Annotated in this window: 12 protein-coding genes; 9 read left to right on the top strand and 3 right to left on the bottom strand. The window is 40.9% G+C overall.

Features of this window, described 5'->3' with window-relative positions:
- Nucleotides 1–117: 117 nt before the first annotated feature.
- Entirely contained in the window at nucleotides 118–1,881 is a 1,764-nt protein-coding gene (gene ycaO / locus BM135_RS06340) for a 30S ribosomal protein S12 methylthiotransferase accessory factor YcaO (RefSeq protein ID WP_092518908.1), read from the bottom strand.
- Nucleotides 1,882–2,033: 152 nt separating this feature from the next.
- Between ycaO and ansB the strand changes: the two genes are divergently transcribed.
- The gene (gene ansB / locus BM135_RS06345; RefSeq protein ID WP_092518910.1) at nucleotides 2,034–3,077 is read left to right on the top strand and encodes an L-asparaginase 2; all 1,044 of its coding nucleotides are present in this window, start codon (nucleotides 2,034–2,036) and stop codon (nucleotides 3,075–3,077) included.
- An 81-nt stretch (nucleotides 3,078–3,158) separates the two neighbouring features.
- On the opposite strand, the gene BM135_RS17305 is transcribed toward ansB, so the two are convergent.
- Nucleotides 3,159–5,624 carry a thioester reductase domain-containing protein gene (locus BM135_RS17305; protein WP_339385136.1) on the bottom strand — a complete coding sequence of 822 codons (2,466 nt, stop codon included), beginning with the start codon at nucleotides 5,622–5,624 and terminating at the stop codon, nucleotides 3,159–3,161.
- Nucleotides 5,621–6,157, bottom strand: a complete 537-nt coding sequence (locus BM135_RS17655; protein ID WP_339385137.1) for an AMP-binding protein — start codon at nucleotides 6,155–6,157, stop codon at nucleotides 5,621–5,623. The genes BM135_RS17305 and BM135_RS17655 overlap by 4 nt, the downstream gene beginning before the upstream one ends.
- Before the next feature lie 541 nt (nucleotides 6,158–6,698).
- On the opposite strand from BM135_RS17655, the gene serC reads away from it, so the two are divergent.
- The 8 genes from serC to lpxK all read left to right on the top strand — a co-directional run bounded on the left by serC (nucleotide 6,699) and on the right by lpxK (nucleotide 17,680).
- Nucleotides 6,699–7,787, top strand: a complete 1,089-nt coding sequence (gene serC / locus BM135_RS06355) for a 3-phosphoserine/phosphohydroxythreonine transaminase (RefSeq protein ID WP_092518912.1) — start codon at nucleotides 6,699–6,701, stop codon at nucleotides 7,785–7,787.
- A 103-nt stretch (nucleotides 7,788–7,890) separates the two neighbouring features.
- Nucleotides 7,891–9,183, top strand: a complete 1,293-nt coding sequence (gene aroA / locus BM135_RS06360) for a 3-phosphoshikimate 1-carboxyvinyltransferase (RefSeq protein ID WP_175485991.1) — start codon at nucleotides 7,891–7,893, stop codon at nucleotides 9,181–9,183.
- 207 nt (nucleotides 9,184–9,390) lie between these two features.
- Complete coding sequence (gene cmk / locus BM135_RS06365; RefSeq protein ID WP_092518916.1) at nucleotides 9,391–10,077, top strand: (d)CMP kinase; 687 nt, start codon at nucleotides 9,391–9,393, stop codon at nucleotides 10,075–10,077.
- 193 nt (nucleotides 10,078–10,270) lie between these two features.
- Nucleotides 10,271–11,944, top strand: a complete 1,674-nt coding sequence (gene rpsA, locus BM135_RS06370) for a 30S ribosomal protein S1 (RefSeq protein WP_092518918.1) — start codon at nucleotides 10,271–10,273, stop codon at nucleotides 11,942–11,944.
- Nucleotides 11,945–12,016: 72 nt separating this feature from the next.
- A complete protein-coding gene (gene ihfB, locus BM135_RS06375; RefSeq protein WP_092518920.1) occupies nucleotides 12,017–12,307 on the top strand; it encodes an integration host factor subunit beta in 291 nt (96 codons plus the stop codon).
- Nucleotides 12,308–12,558: 251 nt separating this feature from the next.
- Complete coding sequence (locus BM135_RS06380) at nucleotides 12,559–14,904, top strand: ComEC family protein (protein WP_092518922.1); 2,346 nt, start codon at nucleotides 12,559–12,561, stop codon at nucleotides 14,902–14,904.
- A gap of 35 nt (nucleotides 14,905–14,939) precedes the next feature.
- On the top strand, nucleotides 14,940–16,688 hold the full coding sequence (gene msbA, locus BM135_RS06385; protein ID WP_092518924.1) for a lipid A ABC transporter ATP-binding protein/permease MsbA: 1,749 nt from the start codon (nucleotides 14,940–14,942) through the stop codon (nucleotides 16,686–16,688).
- Nucleotides 16,685–17,680: a tetraacyldisaccharide 4'-kinase gene (gene lpxK, locus BM135_RS06390; protein WP_092518926.1), complete on the top strand. Its 996-nt coding sequence runs from the start codon at nucleotides 16,685–16,687 to the stop codon at nucleotides 17,678–17,680. The genes msbA and lpxK overlap by 4 nt, the downstream gene beginning before the upstream one ends.
- Nucleotides 17,681–17,722: the final 42 nt, after the last annotated feature.

The raw sequence follows: 17,722 nt of genomic DNA on the forward strand, positions 1-17,722 counted from the left end.
ATGTTGGACGCTAAAAGTAAAATAACAGGTTAAATTGTTATTTATTTGTTATTTCAAAATGAATTATATTTAACCTGAATTTTACTTTTAATGATTAATAAACTTTAATTTAATGGTTTATTTATTGACCCAAAATTCACGCTTGGCTTTTTGCAGTTTTTCATAAGCATTCAATAATGCTTGATGAGTTGGCAATGTTTTTAATTCCGAATCAATAGCCCATAAACCATAGAAGCAGTTTTCTCCGACAATGGTGGCAGAAGCAGCATCGACAGTGTCTCGACCGTACATTTTTACAAATGCCTGATAATATTGTTCTGGTTTGCGATCTTCTTCTTGGGTCAACAGTAACAGCGTTTGCAGACAGCGATAATAGTTAGCTCGTTCGGCGGTGAAAACAGAGGCATTGAAATCCTGTGTCCATTCAACCCAAATCAGCGCTTGTTCCAAATCGCCACCAGCCAGTGCCAACATGGATTTCAATTCACCGATACGCAGGTTGCTCCAACCATTATCTTTACCCGCAGCAATCCCCAATAATTCACGGACACGAGTGAAGTCATCCAAACCTTCATCATCTAGTTGTTCGAGGAAAGCCAGATATTCTTTTGGTTGCCATTGGCTTTCCGGCAATGCCAGAATAGTGTCACGCAGATGAGTTCCCATAGTGTTATTGGCAATATGCAGGTCTTCGACCGGATAAATATCTGATATACCGGGAACCAGAATACGACAGGCATAAACACCAAGATGTTCATAATCAGTAATGTAAACTTCAGCATCCAGTTTATTGAAGATTCTCATCAGGGTGGCAAATTCTTCTTCTGTCGTTCCGCTAAAATTCCAGTCAGCAAACTTATAATCAGCATCTTGCTTAAATAGATCCCAACTGATTGCACCGCTTGAATCAATAAAGTGAGTTTCCAGATTAGTATGTTCAGAAACTTCCTCGTCATCGAAACTTGGTGGAGTAAAGACATCAAGATCTTTTAGACTACGGCCTTGTAGTAATTCTGTGACTGTACGCTCCAGCGCAACACCAAAGTCAGGATGAGCACCGAAAGACGCAAAACAAGTGCCATTATTAGGATTGAACAGGATGACGCAAATAACCGGGAATTGTCCACCAAGCGAAGCATCGTAACAATAGAGTGGGAAGCCTTCTTCCTGCAATTTATTGACTGATTCAACCACACTTGGGTAGCGGTTCATAATATCCTGTGGAATTTCAGGCAAGCTGATGCATTCTGCGATAATGCGGTTTTTCACATATCGCTCAAACAATTCAGATAATCCCTGAACGCGTGCTTCGTTCATGGTATTGCCAGCTGACATTCCGTTTGAAACATATAGGTTTCCGACAATATTCATTGGAATATAAATAGATTGGTTATCTGATTGGCGAGTGAATGGCAGGGCACAGATTCCCCGTTCTTCATTACCAGATTGCAGATCAACTAACTGGCTAGCACAGAGCGTGTTATCTGGATTGTAAAAATCATGCAGGCGTTCGTCTAAAATACCTTCTGGCAGAGAATCATCTTCTGGTAACGGGAACCATTTTTCATTTGGGTAATGAACAAACTCGCCATTGGCAACGGTATCGCCGAGGTAAAAGTCAGCAAAGAAATAGTTTGTTGATAGACGCTCAAAATATTCTCCCAATGCGGAAGCCAACGCAGCTTTTTTGCTGGCCCCCTTGCCATTGGTAAAGCACAGAGGACAGTCACGATCGCGGATATGTACTGACCAGACATTCGGGACAGGATTCAGCCATGAGGCTTCTTCAATATTAAAACCAAGAGACTCCAGCTTATGCTGAAAACGATTAATGGAGTCTTCCAACGCGGCGTCTTTGCCTAGGATATAGGTTTGCGTCATCGTAGTGATTCACTTCAATTTATGTTAAAGGCCGTATATCATACGGCGTTTTTTTCATCCGCTCTATTAGTTCCCCCAAAATTATTGTTAATCAGAGTTTCTTTATTCTGAGTTTACATAATAAAATGGCTTTTTTTACGAGAGGTTGAATAATGAAAAAGACTAAAATAACAGCAATAGTCGGTTTTCTGGCTTTAGTCAATGGCTCTGCTTTCGCTCTGCCAAGCATTACTGTTTTGGCAACTGGTGGCACAATTGCTGGTGGTGGTGAATCTGCAACTCAATCTAATTATACCGCTGGCAAAGTGGGAATTGATGTCCTGCTGAATGCTGTACCAGCAATTAAGAACATTGCTGATTTGAAAGGCGAGCAGGTTGTCAGCATTGGTTCTCAGGACATGAACGATCAGGTGTGGCTGACTCTGGCGAAAAAAATCAATGCAGATTGTGACAAAACCGACGGTTTTGTTATTACCCATGGTACTGATACCATGGAAGAAACCGCTTATTTCCTCGATCTGACCACTCAGTGCCAGAAACCTATCGTGATGGTTGGCGCAATGCGTCCATCTACTGCACTGGGTGCTGATGGCCCCCTGAACTTGTACAACGCTGTTGTTGTTGTTGCTGATAAAAATTCTGCAAACCGTGGTGTTCTGCTTGCGATGAATGATACCGTTATTCATGGTCGTGATATTAGTAAGCTGAGCACAACTGAAGTTCAGGCATTTCAGGCTGTGAATGCTGGTACACAAGGCTTCGTTCACAACGGCAAAGTGAACTACTATTCTGCGGCACCAGTAAAAGCCAGCAAAGCCGCTTTTGATGTTAGCAAATTGGATGAATTGCCAAAAGTTGGCATCGTTTATAACTACTCCAACGCATCTGATCTGCCAGCAAAAGCTTTTGTTGAAAACGGCTATAAAGGCATTATCAGCGCAGGTGTAGGTAATGGTAATATCCATACGTCCATTTTTGATACTTTGGTTCAAGCAGCTAAAGATGGTGTTGTTGTTGTTCGCTCTAGCCGCATTCCTTTTGGCTATACAACTCAGAATGCTGAAGTTAACGACAGTAAATATGGATTTGTGGCATCAGAACGCCTGAACCCACAGAAAGCTCGAGTTCTTCTGCAATTGGCTCTGACACAGACTTCTGATGTGGCAAAAATTCAGGAAATGTTCAGTAAGTATTAATTTCTGATTTAATTCCTGATCTATAAAAATAGGAAAGTGCTTTATGCACCTTCCTATTTTTTGAGAAAAAAGATCATTTAATTAAGATATAAAACCAGTTTGTATCCAATAAGAGAGATAGCGTTCTAATAAATAATTATCCATAGGTAAATATAAATCGTATTTTCCCTTTAAAGCTGACTCTGTATTCTTTGCATCATAAACGGGCATATTTTCGTATACTTCCCATCGGGTAAGTTGCCCATAAATTTTTTCGGATAACACAGGCAACAATGGCATTAATGGATTTTCTACCAGTTTTGGATCTGACTCTAATTTATCCAGCCATTCAGAGTAATGTAATCCTTTAAGCTGATAACCACATTGATTAAGTAACTCAAAAAACGGATTCATATCGACGGATTGTTGATTATTAGGGGTTCCTAAATGGTAAGCTTTGCCCAATCTGTGATTATCCATAGAAATATTAAGCAAGGCTTGGCTGACATAATTTACTGGTACGAATTCTTTTCGTTGATTAGCTAATAATGGGTAAGCGCCTATCTTTATGCAACCTTGAACTAATCTAGAGACAAAATCTTTAGGGTTACTGGCTCCTGTCAAACTATCCCCCATAATAAAACCAGGTCGATATACCGCAAGAGGTATTCCTCTGTCTCTGGCTTGCCATATCATTCGCTCAACAACCCATTGGCTTTGTGAGTAACCTGAATCATATTTCAGTCCATTCAAATAAGCTATGATGTCATCATCCTCATAAATTCTGGTTATAGATGAGCAGAGTTTTGCTGGGCCAAAAACAGCAAGAGTGGATACATAGTGCAAAGGTTTTATTTTCTTGCTGACAGCAAAATGTAATACGTTTAGTGTCCCCAAAACATTTCCAGAATAATGAGCTGAATAAGGTTGGATATAATTTACATGAGCAGCCAAATGAAAAATGACATCACATTCTACAGATAATTGTTCATAAATCTGTTGACTAAGTGCTAGCTTAGGTTTGGTAAGATCGCTGGCAAGAACCTGTAATTTAAAAAGAAACTCGTCTTTCCACAGGCCATATTGCTTCAAATTATCTTTAACTCTCAGTAAAGCCGAATCATTATTGTGCGCACGAACTAAACAAGTTATCTGATTAATCCCAGCTTGTAACAAAAGATCACGTAGGAGAAAAGCCCCTAAAAATCCGGTTGTGCCAGTTAATAACACTCGTCCGGTATCAGGTGTTAACCATGGCTGGAGTGGCTGAGACAAGGGCTGAATATGAGAAGGAAGTAAACTATCTTTGAGCATAATGTTGCATAAATCAGCGGGTTCTAGCTTATTTTGTTGGAGAGCTTCTATTAATTTTCGTGGTGTGGGAGAGTCGTACAAGAGCTGTACCGGCAAACTGCGCTGGAACTGGCGTCCAATATCAATAATGAGTCTGGTTGCCTGTAATGAATTTCCGCCCAGCTGGAAGAAATTGCTATCTAGAGTAATATCATAAGAATCTAAGGCTTGCCGCCAACTATTTAAAACGATTGATTCTTCTTTACTCATTTTTGTTTTTTGCTGAGATAGTTGTTGTTGTTTTTGATTCTCCGCATATTCTGCTAATAAGCGCGGCCTATCTGTTTTTCCGTTGAAGGTGAGGGGGATATGCTCGACAACAACAAGTCTGGGCAGCATATAATCTGGTAAATAGAGGTTAATCCATTGTTTTAACATTTGTGTTGAAAAAGTATTTAAATCTTTAGGAACGATAAAAGCAATTAAATAAGGTTCTATATTCTCTTTTTTTACTACACATACAGCTGTTGATTTCAATAACTGGCTTTTTAGTAGCTGAGTTTCTATCTCTCCAATCTCGATACGATAACCACGTATTTTTATCTGATTATCCATTCGCCCAGCATACATAAAAATACCATCAGAACGCTGCCAGCCTAAATCACCAGTGCGGTATATCCTTTTTAATTCATTATTGTTTTCAATATCAACCATAATGAAACACTGAGAGTTTATTTCTGGGCGATTCCAATAGCCACGTGCTAATCCCTCTCCACCAAGACAGATTTCGCCGATTTGACCCGGCGCAACAAGCTGTTGTTGATCATCTAAAATATAAATTTCGCTATTAGCAATTGGCTTTCCAATTGGTATATTTTCTTCTGTCAGTTGATCCAGTGTGATCTCATGAATTAAAGACATGACGGTACTTTCAGTTGGTCCATAACCATTTATTAAATGTTGTGGTGGAGCAGATTGCAAAACTTGACGCAAGGTATAAGGGTTTAGTGCCTCTCCACCGGGAATAAGGTAGCGTAGACCACGGAATGCTTGAGGGCAGGTATTAGCGACCAAATTGAATAATGTAGTAATAATCATAAAACTGACGGAGAATTTTTCTAACATTGCTTGAAACAGATAGGGATCGACAACCATTTTTCTCGGAATAATGACTATGGAAGCTCCATTTAATAATGCTCCCCAAGTTTCAAATAGAGAAGCATCAAATGTAGGATTGGCAATGCAAGCTATTTTATCAGTACAGCTTAAGTTTATATAAGTTGGATAATACCTTGAGCTTCAATTTCAACTGCTTTGGGCCTTCCGGTTGTTCCCGAAGTGAATAAAATATGAGTTCGATGATTTTTCCCACCATGAACCAAAGGAAAGTGCCCCGTCTCTGGGGATTTCAGTACATCTTGATTAATAATGATAAAATCTGTGGGTAAGGTGCGTTCTTGAAACTGAGGAATTGTTAGTGTCAGGTTTATTTGTAAATCCTGTAACATAAAACACAGCCTGTCATCAGGCATTGTGGTATCGAGTGGAACACAGCTTCCTCCCACCAGTAAAATAGCGATTTGGGCAATGATTTGCTCAATTCCAGGCTCCAATAAAACAGCGACAGGAGTTTCATGTTGTATGCCCATTTTATATAAATGAACAGCCAGTAACTGCGCCTGCTGAGCAAGTTTTCGATAACTGACAGTACGTTCTTCAGTAATGATTGCATGATGTTCAGGATATTCTTTTGCTTTTTGTATAAAAATATCAATTAAATCATATTCAGTGTTTTTTTTTGTTCTAATTGATGGAAATCAGGAACTATTTTTTTAATCATCACATATCCTTATTACGTCAGTAAAATATTGGTGAGGCCAATAACAATATTTATGGGAGACTTCTATTTTCTGTTACGAAAATTAGAAAAGGTTATCTTACTTATATATTAAAAATAGTATCTCATATATTAATCAGTTAATTCATTTTTTAAGGTAACAACTTCCCTTTTGTTAACTAATGCATTTTATATTAATTAATATATCATCTGTTAGGATGTTGTTTTTTCATGTTTTTATTAGAACGAAATATCCATATGTTTATATTTATAGATGTAAATTATTCTTGAGGTGAATTTTAACCATTCTGTATAGGTTGAAAAATTTTATTCTGACTTTCTTATTGGTATTTTTGATAATTAAGTTTCCGGTAACACAATCTATCTGCCAGTAATGCAATAGGCTGTAACAATAGTTTGCAACAATCTTTTAATAACCATTGCAGCGGCAGAGCGGGAGTGATAAAACCAATGCATCCGATTTGATTGTATCCATTGATAGGGTGAGGTTAATGAGTCAGGTATATAATTTCAGCGCTGGTCCAGCTATGTTGCCAGCAGAAGTATTACGACGAGCAGAGCAGGAACTTTGCAACTGGCACGGCCTGAGGACATCTGTGATGGAAATCAGCCACCGTAGCAAAGAATTCGTGGCTGTCGCAACAGAAGCAGAAAAAGATCTCCGAGATTTATTATCGATACCTGAGAATTACAAGGTGCTGTTTTGTCATGGTGGGGCTCGTGCACAATTCTCGGCATTGCCACAGAACTTATTGGGTGATAAATCAACAGCAGATTATATCGTTAGTGGTTACTGGTCTGAATGTGCAGCGAAAGAAGCAAAAAAATATTGCACACCAAATGTCATTGATATCAGAGTAGAAATAGATGGTATCACCAGTGTGAAACCAATGAGTGAATGGGGTTGGAGCAGTGATGCTGCTTATGTCCATTATTGTCCTAATGAAACTATTGAAGGTATTGCTATTTTTGAAGAGCCTGATTTTGGTGATGATAAGATTGTGATTGCCGATTATTCTTCAACCATTCTCTCTGCACCTATTGATGTTAGCTGTTATGGTGTCATCTATGCTGGCGCACAAAAAAATATTGGGCCAGCAGGGATTACCGTCGTTATTATCCGTGAAGATCTTCTGGGTAAAGCACACCAGCATACACCGTCGATCCTGGATTATACTGTACAGGTTCAATACGACTCTATGTACAATACGCCACCGACATTTGCATGGTATCTATCTGGCATGGTATTTAAGTGGTTGAAAGAGCAGGGAGGGTTACAAGAAATCCGCAAACGCAATCTTGCAAAAGCTGAACATCTTTATCGTGCCATTGATAACAGCAAGTTATATATCAACCATGTTGCCCCTCAAAATCGTTCTATCATGAATGTGCCATTCCAGCTAGCTAACCCAATGTTAGATGGTCAGTTCTTGGAAGAAGCCTATGCACATGGGCTACATGCGTTGAAAGGGCACAAAGTGGCGGGAGGCGCTCGTGCTTCTATTTATAACGCCATGCCTTATGAGGGGGTAAAAACATTGGTTGAATTTATGGCTGATTTTGAACGTCGTAACGCTTAATTTTTATCGTCGGGAGAGATGACACCTCCCGATCTCAAAATCCTCAATTTATCCTAAAAGTTAAAAATATATCCCAATTAAAAACCGGAGACTCCTCTCTATTATGCAATCCCTTACGTTACAACCTATTTCCCGTATTAATGGAACGATTAATTTGCCCGGCTCTAAAAGCGTTTCTAACCGCGCTTTGTTACTTGCGACTTTTGCTAAAGGAACTACCCGGCTAACCAATTTATTGGACAGCGATGATATTCGTTACATGCTTAATGCGCTGACTGCTTTGGGCATTTCCTATCGTTTATCCGCCGATCGTACTATTTGTGAAGTAGATGGTATTGGAGGCCACATTACCGGAAAAAGCGGAATTAAACTGTTCTTGGGCAATGCAGGTACAGCAATGCGCCCATTGGCAGCGGCGCTATGTTTGGGAAATAGCGGTATGAGCGTGGTGTTGACCGGTGAACCGCGTATGAAAGAGCGTCCGATTGGTCATTTGGTCGACGCACTGCGTCAAGGGGGGGCCGAAATTGATTATCTTGAACAAGAAAATTATCCGCCTTTACATATCAAGGGGGGATTTTCAGGTGGAAAAATTACTGTTGATGGCAGTGTTTCCAGCCAATTCCTGACAGCTTTATTGATGGCAGCACCATTGGCAGCAAACGACACGGAAATTCATATACAAGGTGATTTGGTCTCTAAACCATATATTGATATTACATTGGCACTGATGAAAAGTTTTGGTGTAACGATAGACATTGAACAATATCAGATTTTTCACATTAAAGGGCAGCAACAATATTTGTCTCCGGGACAATATCTGGTGGAAGGTGATGCTTCATCGGCATCTTATTTTCTGGCAGCGGCAGCAATTAAAGGTGGAATAGTTCGTGTCACTGGCATTGGCAGAAATAGCCTGCAAGGGGATGCCAAATTTGCCAATGTGCTGGAACAAATGGGAGCTACTATTCGCTGGGGGGATGATTTTGTCGAATGTGAACGTGGTACATTGACAGGCGTTGATATGGATATGAACGCGATTCCTGATGCTGCAATGACTATTGCGACAACTGCGCTGTTTGCGCAGGGAGAAACAATTATCCGCAATATTTATAATTGGCGGGTAAAAGAAACAGATCGGCTCAATGCAATGGCAACTGAATTACGAAAAATAGGTGCCGAAGTGGAAGAGGGACATGACTATATTCGAGTTTGTCCACCAGAAAAGCTCAATTATGCTGAAATTGAAACCTATAATGATCACCGAATTGCAATGTGTTTCTCGCTGGTGGCTTTGTCTGATACACCAGTCACCATCCTTGATCCGGGTTGTACAGCAAAAACATTCCCAGATTATTTCAATCAGCTTGAAAAACTTAGTCAATATACAAAATAGATATAACTAAATGGGTTTTAAAGGAAAATTCGTGGTGAAAAAATGACTCGATATGAAATTTGGGGATAATTGTGCTAAGCCTGTTTCTCTCATCTGCTGAGCGCGTATAATAAGACAGGTTTTTTATTGCTTGCTAATTAAGCAATTTTATGCATTCGGTAAATGACCTGCCTGTTATACGAATGTCACGCGAAGAGGAGGATAATGATGGCGGCAATAGCTCCAGTAATAACCGTTGATGGGCCAAGTGGTGCTGGCAAAGGAACATTATGTCAGGCGTTGGCTGAAGCGTTAGATTGGCAATTACTTGATTCAGGTGCCATTTATCGAGTATTGGCATTGGCTGCCATTCACCATCAGGTGGATATCCAGTCTGAAGACGCTCTGGTTCCTCTGGCTGCAAATCTGGATGTTCGTTTTATGCCTGCAAATGGTAAACTTCGGGTTATTCTGGAAGGCGAAGATGTCAGCAATGAAATTCGTACCGAAACTGTTGGAAACACGGCTTCACAGACAGCGACATTCCCGCGCGTCCGTGAAGCGCTCTTACGTCGGCAGAGAGCTTTCCGCATTGCTCCAGGGCTGATAGCGGACGGTCGTGATATGGGAACTGTTGTATTTCCTGATGCACCAGTAAAAATATTTCTTGATGCAAGTGCGGAAGAACGTGCCCGCAGACGCATGTTACAGTTGCAGGAGAATGGTTTTAGTGTTAACTTTGACCGCCTTTTGTCCGAAATACAGGAGCGGGACTTCCGAGACCGCAATCGGGCAGTTGCGCCTTTAGTGCCTGCACAAGATGCATTGATCTTAGATTCGACCAGCATGTCTATCGAAGAAGTGATTAATAAAGCACTGACTTATGCGAAAAACGCGCTGGAAATACCTGCATAATCGTTAATTTTCGCAAATACGCTATTGCAGTAGCGTATCAAGAAGATGTATATAGAATTCTGGTGTATTGGTAGTGAAATATGCTGGTACACCAAAACACCTTATAACAAGGAAAAGTTGTGAGGTATGTAAAACAACCCCATTCGGCTGGATGCTAAATGGACGTTAATTAAAAACCTTGAAGATCATTAACATGACAGAATCTTTTGCTCAACTCTTTGAAGAATCCCTACAGGTTATCGAAACTCGTCCAGGTGCCATTGTTCGTGGTGTTGTAGTTGCTATCGATAAAGACGTTGTATTGGTTGATGCAGGTCTGAAATCAGAATCTGCAATTCCTGTAGAACAATTCAAAAATGCTCAAGGCGAGCTGGAAATCCAAGTTGGCGATGAAATTGATGTAGCTCTGGATGCGGTAGAAGATGGTTTCGGTGAAACTATCCTGTCCCGTGAGAAAGCGAAACGTCACGAAGCATGGCTGATGCTGGAAAAAGCATACGAAGAAGCTGAAACTGTCACTGGCGTTATCAATGGCAAAGTAAAAGGCGGCTTCACTGTAGAACTGAACGGTATCCGTGCGTTCCTGCCTGGTTCATTGGTTGACGTTCGTCCAGTTCGTGATACTGCTCACCTTGAAGGCAAAGAGCTTGAGTTCAAAGTCATCAAGCTGGATCAGAAACGCAACAACGTAGTTGTTTCCCGTCGTGCTGTTATCGAATCTGAAAACAGCGCAGAGCGCGATCAGCTGCTGGAAAACCTGCAAGAAGGTATGGAAGTTAAAGGTATCGTTAAGAACCTGACTGATTACGGTGCATTCGTTGATCTGGGCGGCGTTGATGGCCTGCTGCACATTACTGATATGGCTTGGAAACGCGTTAAACATCCAAGCGAAATCGTCAATGTGGGCGATGAAATCACAGTCAAGGTACTGAAATTCGACCGTGAGCGTACCCGCGTATCTCTGGGTCTGAAACAACTGGGTGAAGATCCATGGGTAGCAATCGCTAAGCGTTATCCAGAAAGTACTAAACTGACTGGTCGCGTAACTAATTTGACTGACTACGGTTGCTTTGTTGAAATCGAAGAAGGCGTTGAAGGTCTGGTGCACGTTTCAGAAATGGATTGGACCAACAAAAACATCCACCCATCCAAAGTTGTTAACGTTGGTGATGTTGTGGAAGTTATGGTTCTGGATATCGACGAAGAACGTCGTCGTATCTCCCTGGGTCTGAAGCAGTGTAAATCTAACCCTTGGCAGCAATTTGCTGAGACTCACAACAAAAACGATCGCGTTGAAGGTAAGATCAAGTCTATCACTGACTTCGGTATCTTCATCGGTCTGGACGGCGGCATTGATGGTCTGGTTCACTTGTCTGACATCTCCTGGAACGTTGCAGGTGAAGAAGCAGTTCGTGAATACAAGAAAGGCGACGAAATCGCTGCTGTAGTTCTGCAAGTAGATGCAGAACGTGAGCGTATCTCTCTGGGCATCAAACAACTGGCAGAAGATCCATTCAACAATTACCTGTCTGTAAACAAGAAAGGCACAATTGTTACTGGTAAAGTTACCGCACTTGACGCAAAAGGTGCTACAGTTGAATTAGCTGCCGGCGTTGAAGGTTACATGCGTGCATCAGAAGCTTCTCGTGACCGCGTTGAAGATGCAACTCAAGTTCTGAACGTTGGCGATGAAGTTGAAGCTAAATATGTTGGCGTTGATCGCAAAAACCGCGTAATCAACCTGTCTATTCGTGCAAAAGACGAAGCTGATGAAAAAGACGTTATCGCTTCTGTGAACAAACAAGAAGACACAAACTTCGCTAACAACGCAATGGCTGAAGCTTTCAAAGCAGCTAAAGGCGAATAATTTAAGTCATAACTCGGGTAATATTCTCTATAATGATAATATTACCCGAATACGGTAGTTTAGGGAGGTACCATGACCAAGTCTGAATTAATCGAAAGACTTACAGAGCAACAATCTCACATGTCGGCTAAAGTCGTTGAAGATGCAGTGAAAGAAATGCTTGATCATATGGCAGAAACACTAGCCTCAGGTGAACGTATTGAAGTTCGCGGATTCGGCAGCTTTTCTCTTCACTACCGGGCTCCGCGTGTGGGTCGTAACCCAAAAACGGGTGATAAAGTGGAATTGGACGGTAAATATGTTCCCCACTTTAAACCTGGCAAAGAGTTACGTGATCGCGTAAATATCTATAGCAATAGCTAAGATATTAGTTATTACTTAATTAAACTAACGGCACTTTCGGGTGCCGTTTTTTATGTACCTAAAATTTGTATATCCAACTTTTGCATATCCGATTTTTGTGATGATGATTGTATTATTTTGAGAATAGATTCTTTTGTTTGAAAATTAATTTGTGAAGTGATTCCACATTATTATTTCTCTGACTGGTAGTCAGGATTATTATGCAATAGGCTGTTTTGCGTGAATGGAATGTCAGCATAGAGGCATAACGGATGCAGCACATAATATTTTTTCCTTTTACTTATTTATTCATTATTTGGCGAAAATTAAGACTTATTATTAATATAAATTTAGCTGCATTGGCCATTGTATTGGGAATTCTTCCCTTATTATTCCTTGCTAACCTACCTCAACAAAAAACTATTAATTACCTGATTCTATTTGCATTTCTCTTACTAATTTTTCCTCATAAAATCATACGATTTATATCATTGGGTCTATGGGTTTTTATTTTTGGGTGTTGGCATGGTCATCAGATATTGGCGCAGATAACTTATTTCAGCGAAACTTCCCGCACCGCAATTGTTATGATTGATAGTGTATCGTTGGAAAATGAAACTAAGGAGAATGATAAAAAGGCGCGTTATCGTATTAGACTGATCGAAAGTGATGGGAAACATATTTTTCCAGCTTTATACGCATCAGTATTGTGGGACTCTCAAGAATTGCTATGTGCTGGTCAGAAATGGTTGGTGACCATGAAACTAAGACCTGTCCATGCTCAATTAAATTATGGTAGTTATGATAGCCAGCGATATTCACTTGCTATACGCCAGCCGTTGAATGGAAAAATTATTCAGGCAAAATCACTCAATAAAAATTGTAACCTCCGACAAGATATCATTAATAAGTTGTTGCCAGAAATTCAGCCACTAAAACAGGCTGGTGTTGCTTTAGCTCTTGCATTTGGTGAAAGGGCGTGGCTGGATAAATCTACTCGTTTGCTATTACAGCAAACAGGTATTGCTCATCTGATGGCTATTTCAGGGCTACATATCACTATGGCCAGCTTATTTGGCTGGAGTTTTGCGAGAATAGCGCAATTCTTTTTTCCTGCGAAATGGATTGGATTTCGTTTCCCATTAATTATGGGTTGGTTAACTGCAATGCTGTATGGATGGTTGTCTGGTTGGGGAGTACCAGCTGTTCGGGCAATATTGGGTCTTACTTTATGGATTTATTTACGATGTAAAAGCAGACTTTGTTTTTCATGGCAATGGGCTTTATGGAGTGCTGCGATTATTTTACTTTTCGATCCCTTCGCAATACTTTCTGACAGTTTCTGGCTCTCATTTACTGCAGTTATGGCACTGTTATTTTGGTTTTATTGGATGCCTTTGCCAGAAAAAATACGCTATGGTTGGCAATGGATATGGTTGCGTGGATTGCATATGCAATTGGGCATGATGTTAATGCTGTTGCCGCTGCAGCTTTTATTATTTCAGGGTATTAATATTGCATCATTGGTGGCTAATCTATGGGCTGTTCCGATTATCTCTTTTTTATCTGTGCCATTAGTTATGTTGGGAATAGTTTGTATTTTTCTTCCGGCTATCCAGCCATTCTTATGGCAACTTGTTGATTATAGTATTTCACTCGCTGTAACTCCTCTATATGTTTTAACGTATTCATGGGTTGAAACAGGAAATTATCCAATCATTATTACGTTAGCCGGATGGTTTTTAGTTGTGATTTGGCGTTTAGGTTGGTGGAAATCTTATAAATGGCTGTTGGGAATTTGTATTGGAATTATTGCCTGTTATTCAAAGCGTTCCAATGATTATCAATGGCGTTTTTCAATGCTGGATGTAGGACATGGATTAGCTGTGGTGATTGATAAGGGAGGAAAGGCGATTGTTTTTGATACAGGAAATCGCTGGGAAACGGGCAGCATGGCAGAAAAAGTCATTGAACCTTATTTGCGTTGGCATCGATTATTACCAGAACAGATAATCCTTAGTCATGATCATTTGGATCATACAGGAGGAGCTGTGTACATAAATGAAAAATACCCTGATATCCAAATTAGAAGTCCTTCATTGAATCATACCCATTTACCTTGTGTTCGTGGTGAGCAATGGATGTGGCAAGGGTTGAATTTTAAAGTCCTCTGGCCACCAGAAAAGGCAGCTATTGTTGGAAATAATCAGTCTTGCGTGATCCACATTGATGATGGTAAGCATAGTCTATTATTAACGGGGGATTTGGAGAAGCGGGGAGAATATAGCTTATCAGAGCTTGAGAAGAGTCATCTGAATGCAACAATACTGCAAGTACCTCATCATGGGAGTAACACTTCTTCAACTTCGGTATTTATACGTAGAGTTATGCCTCAATATGCTTTGACTTCAGTAGCGCGCTATAGCCCGTGGAGACTGCCTTCAATAAAAGTGAAGCAACGTTATAAGAATGCTGGGGTTGAGTGGCATACTACAGCAGTATCTGGTCAGATAACAGGCTATTTTTATCGTGATCACATTAAATTAAAAGGTTATCGACAACAAATAATGACACGGTGGTATCATCAGTGGTTTGGTATTCGTAGCGATCATGAGTAGAATGACTCGCTATTTCTTTTGGTTTTGGTAACTCAATAATGAATGATAAAGACCTTTCTACTTGGCAGACCTTCCGTCGATTGTGGCCGAGCATTACTCCTTTTAAAATCGGCCTGCTAGTTGCGGCGGTTGCGCTAATTATTAATGCTGCCGGTGATACATTGATGATTTCTTTGTTGAAGCCTTTGCTTGATGAAGGTTTTGGCAAGGCAGACATTAGCGTATTGAAGTGGATGCCACTGGTTGTTATCGGTTTGATGTTGTTGCGTGGCATATCTGGTTTTGTATCGAGTTATTGTATCTCTTGGGTATCAGGCAAAGTAGTTATGCAGATGCGTCGTCGTCTGTTCAACCACATGATGGGGATGCCTGTTTCCTTCTTCGACCAGCAATCCACGGGAACTTTGCTTTCTCGTATTACATATGATTCAGAACAGGTTGCTTCCTCCTCTTCCAGCGCATTAGTGACGGTTGTTAGGGAAGGGGCATCAATTATTGGCCTGTTTATACTGATGTTCTATTACAGTTGGGAACTTTCCCTCATTTTGATTGTAATTGCACCGATAGTTGCGGGTGTTATTCGCCTTGTTTCCGTGCGCTTTCGTAACATCAGTAAGAATATGCAGAACAGCATGGGGATGGTGACAACCAGTGCCGAACAAATGCTGAAAGGGCATAAAGAAGTTTTAATTTTTGGTGGTCAAGACGTTGAAACCAAACGCTTCAACAAAGTCAGCAACCATATGCGCCAACAGGGCATGAAAATGGTTTCCGCTGATTCTATTTCAGATCCGATTATTCAGCTTATTGCTTCTTTTGCACTGGCATTTATTCTGTATGCCGCCAGTTTTCCTGAAATTATGGGCGCTTTAACCGCCGGGAAAATCACCGTCGTATTTTCATCCATGATTGCCTTGATGCGTCCACTGAAATCTCTGACTAATGTGAACGCTCAATTCCAACGCGGCATGGCTGCGTGTCAGACTTTATTTGCTATTTTGGATATGGAGCAGGAAAAAGATGACGGTAAATTGGAAATCAAAAAAGCAAAAGGTAATATTGAATTCCGTGATGTCACTTTCTGTTATCCAACCAAAGATCATCCTGCACTGAAAAATATTTCAATGACGATCCCAGCGGGAAAAACTATTGCATTGGTTGGGCGCTCAGGATCAGGTAAATCGACAATTGCTAATCTCCTCACTCGTTTTTATGACGTGGATAAAGGTGGGATAATATTGGACGATCATGACCTGCGAGAATATACGTTGGCTTCACTGCGTAACCAAATTGCGTTGGTGTCACAAAATGTACATCTATTCAATGATACGGTTGCCAATAACATTGCCTACGCCAGCGAAGGACAATTTAGCCGTGAAGAGATAGAGCGAGCGGCAGAAATGGCTTATGCAATGGATTTTATCAAAAAGCTGGATAACGGCCTTGATACCATGGTTGGTGAAAACGGCGTTTTGCTTTCTGGGGGACAGCGCCAGCGTATTGCTATTGCCCGTGCTTTATTGCGCGATTCTCCGATTTTAATTTTGGATGAAGCAACCTCAGCATTGGATACGGAGTCTGAACGTGCAATTCAGGCTGCCCTAGATGAATTGCAGAAAAACAGAACTTCATTAGTCATTGCCCATCGTCTTTCTACTATTGAAAAGGCCGATGAAATTATCGTCATTGAAGATGGGAATATCATAGAAAGGGGCAATCATGCTGCTCTGTTGGGACACGAAGGAGCATATGCACAGTTACATAGGATGCAGTTTGGCCAATGATTGAACGCATATGGTCAGGCCATTCATGGCTTTACATCGTATTATTACCATTATCAGCCCTTTATGGGCTGGTAATTGGCTTACGTCGTTTAAGCTATAAACTAGGATTGAGTCGTTCTTGGAGAGCACCCGTGCCTGTTGTTGTGGTCGGCAATTTGACAGCAGGGGGGAATGGTAAAACCCCTGTTGTTATTTGGCTGGTTGAACAGTTGCAGCAAAAAGGTTATCGGGTTGGCGTTGTTTCACGTGGTTATGGTGGGAAGTCGGAACATTACCCGCTATTAGTTACAGAGGAAGTAACAACAGCACAAGCAGGAGATGAACCTGTTTTAATTCACCGCCGTACTGGTGCACTTGTTGCTGTGGCACCAAAACGGGCTGAAGCGATCAAAGCATTATTGGCACATGCTCCGGTTGATATCGTAATTACAGATGATGGTCTTCAACATTATGCCTTACAGCGTGATTATGAAATTGTGGTAATTGATGGCGTTCGTCGTTTTGGTAATGGCTGTTGGTTGCCTGCCGGACCCATGCGAGAATTGGCAGGGCGCTTGAATAGCGTTAACACGATCATTGTTAATGGTGGAACACCGGAAGAAGGTGAGTTGCCAATGACTCTAAAGGGCGATTTGGCGGTTAACTTGTTGACTGGGGAAACGAGGAAAGTCACTGATATTCCCAATGGCGTAGCGATGGCAGGGATTGGTCATCCACCGCGTTTTTTCGCGACATTGGAGCAATTAGGGGCTAGCTTACAGAAAACACATGCTTTTGCTGATCATCAGTCTTACGAAAAATCTCAACTATTGGCTTTGGTAGATAGTGAGCAAAATTTATTGATGACAGAAAAAGATGCGGTCAAATGTTTTCAATTTGCGCAATCTAACTGGTGGTATTTGCCTGTACACGCGGACTTACCAGAGGAAAAAGGGCAAAAAGTATTAAACGACATTCGTGCCTTGCTTCCAGAATTAAACACTCACCAATAATATTGGGCAATTCTCGCCATATTAAACAAAATAAGGGAAATT

Origin of the sequence: Xenorhabdus japonica, assembly GCF_900115195.1 — a bacterium.
Classification (GTDB): domain Bacteria; phylum Pseudomonadota; class Gammaproteobacteria; order Enterobacterales; family Enterobacteriaceae; genus Xenorhabdus; species Xenorhabdus japonica.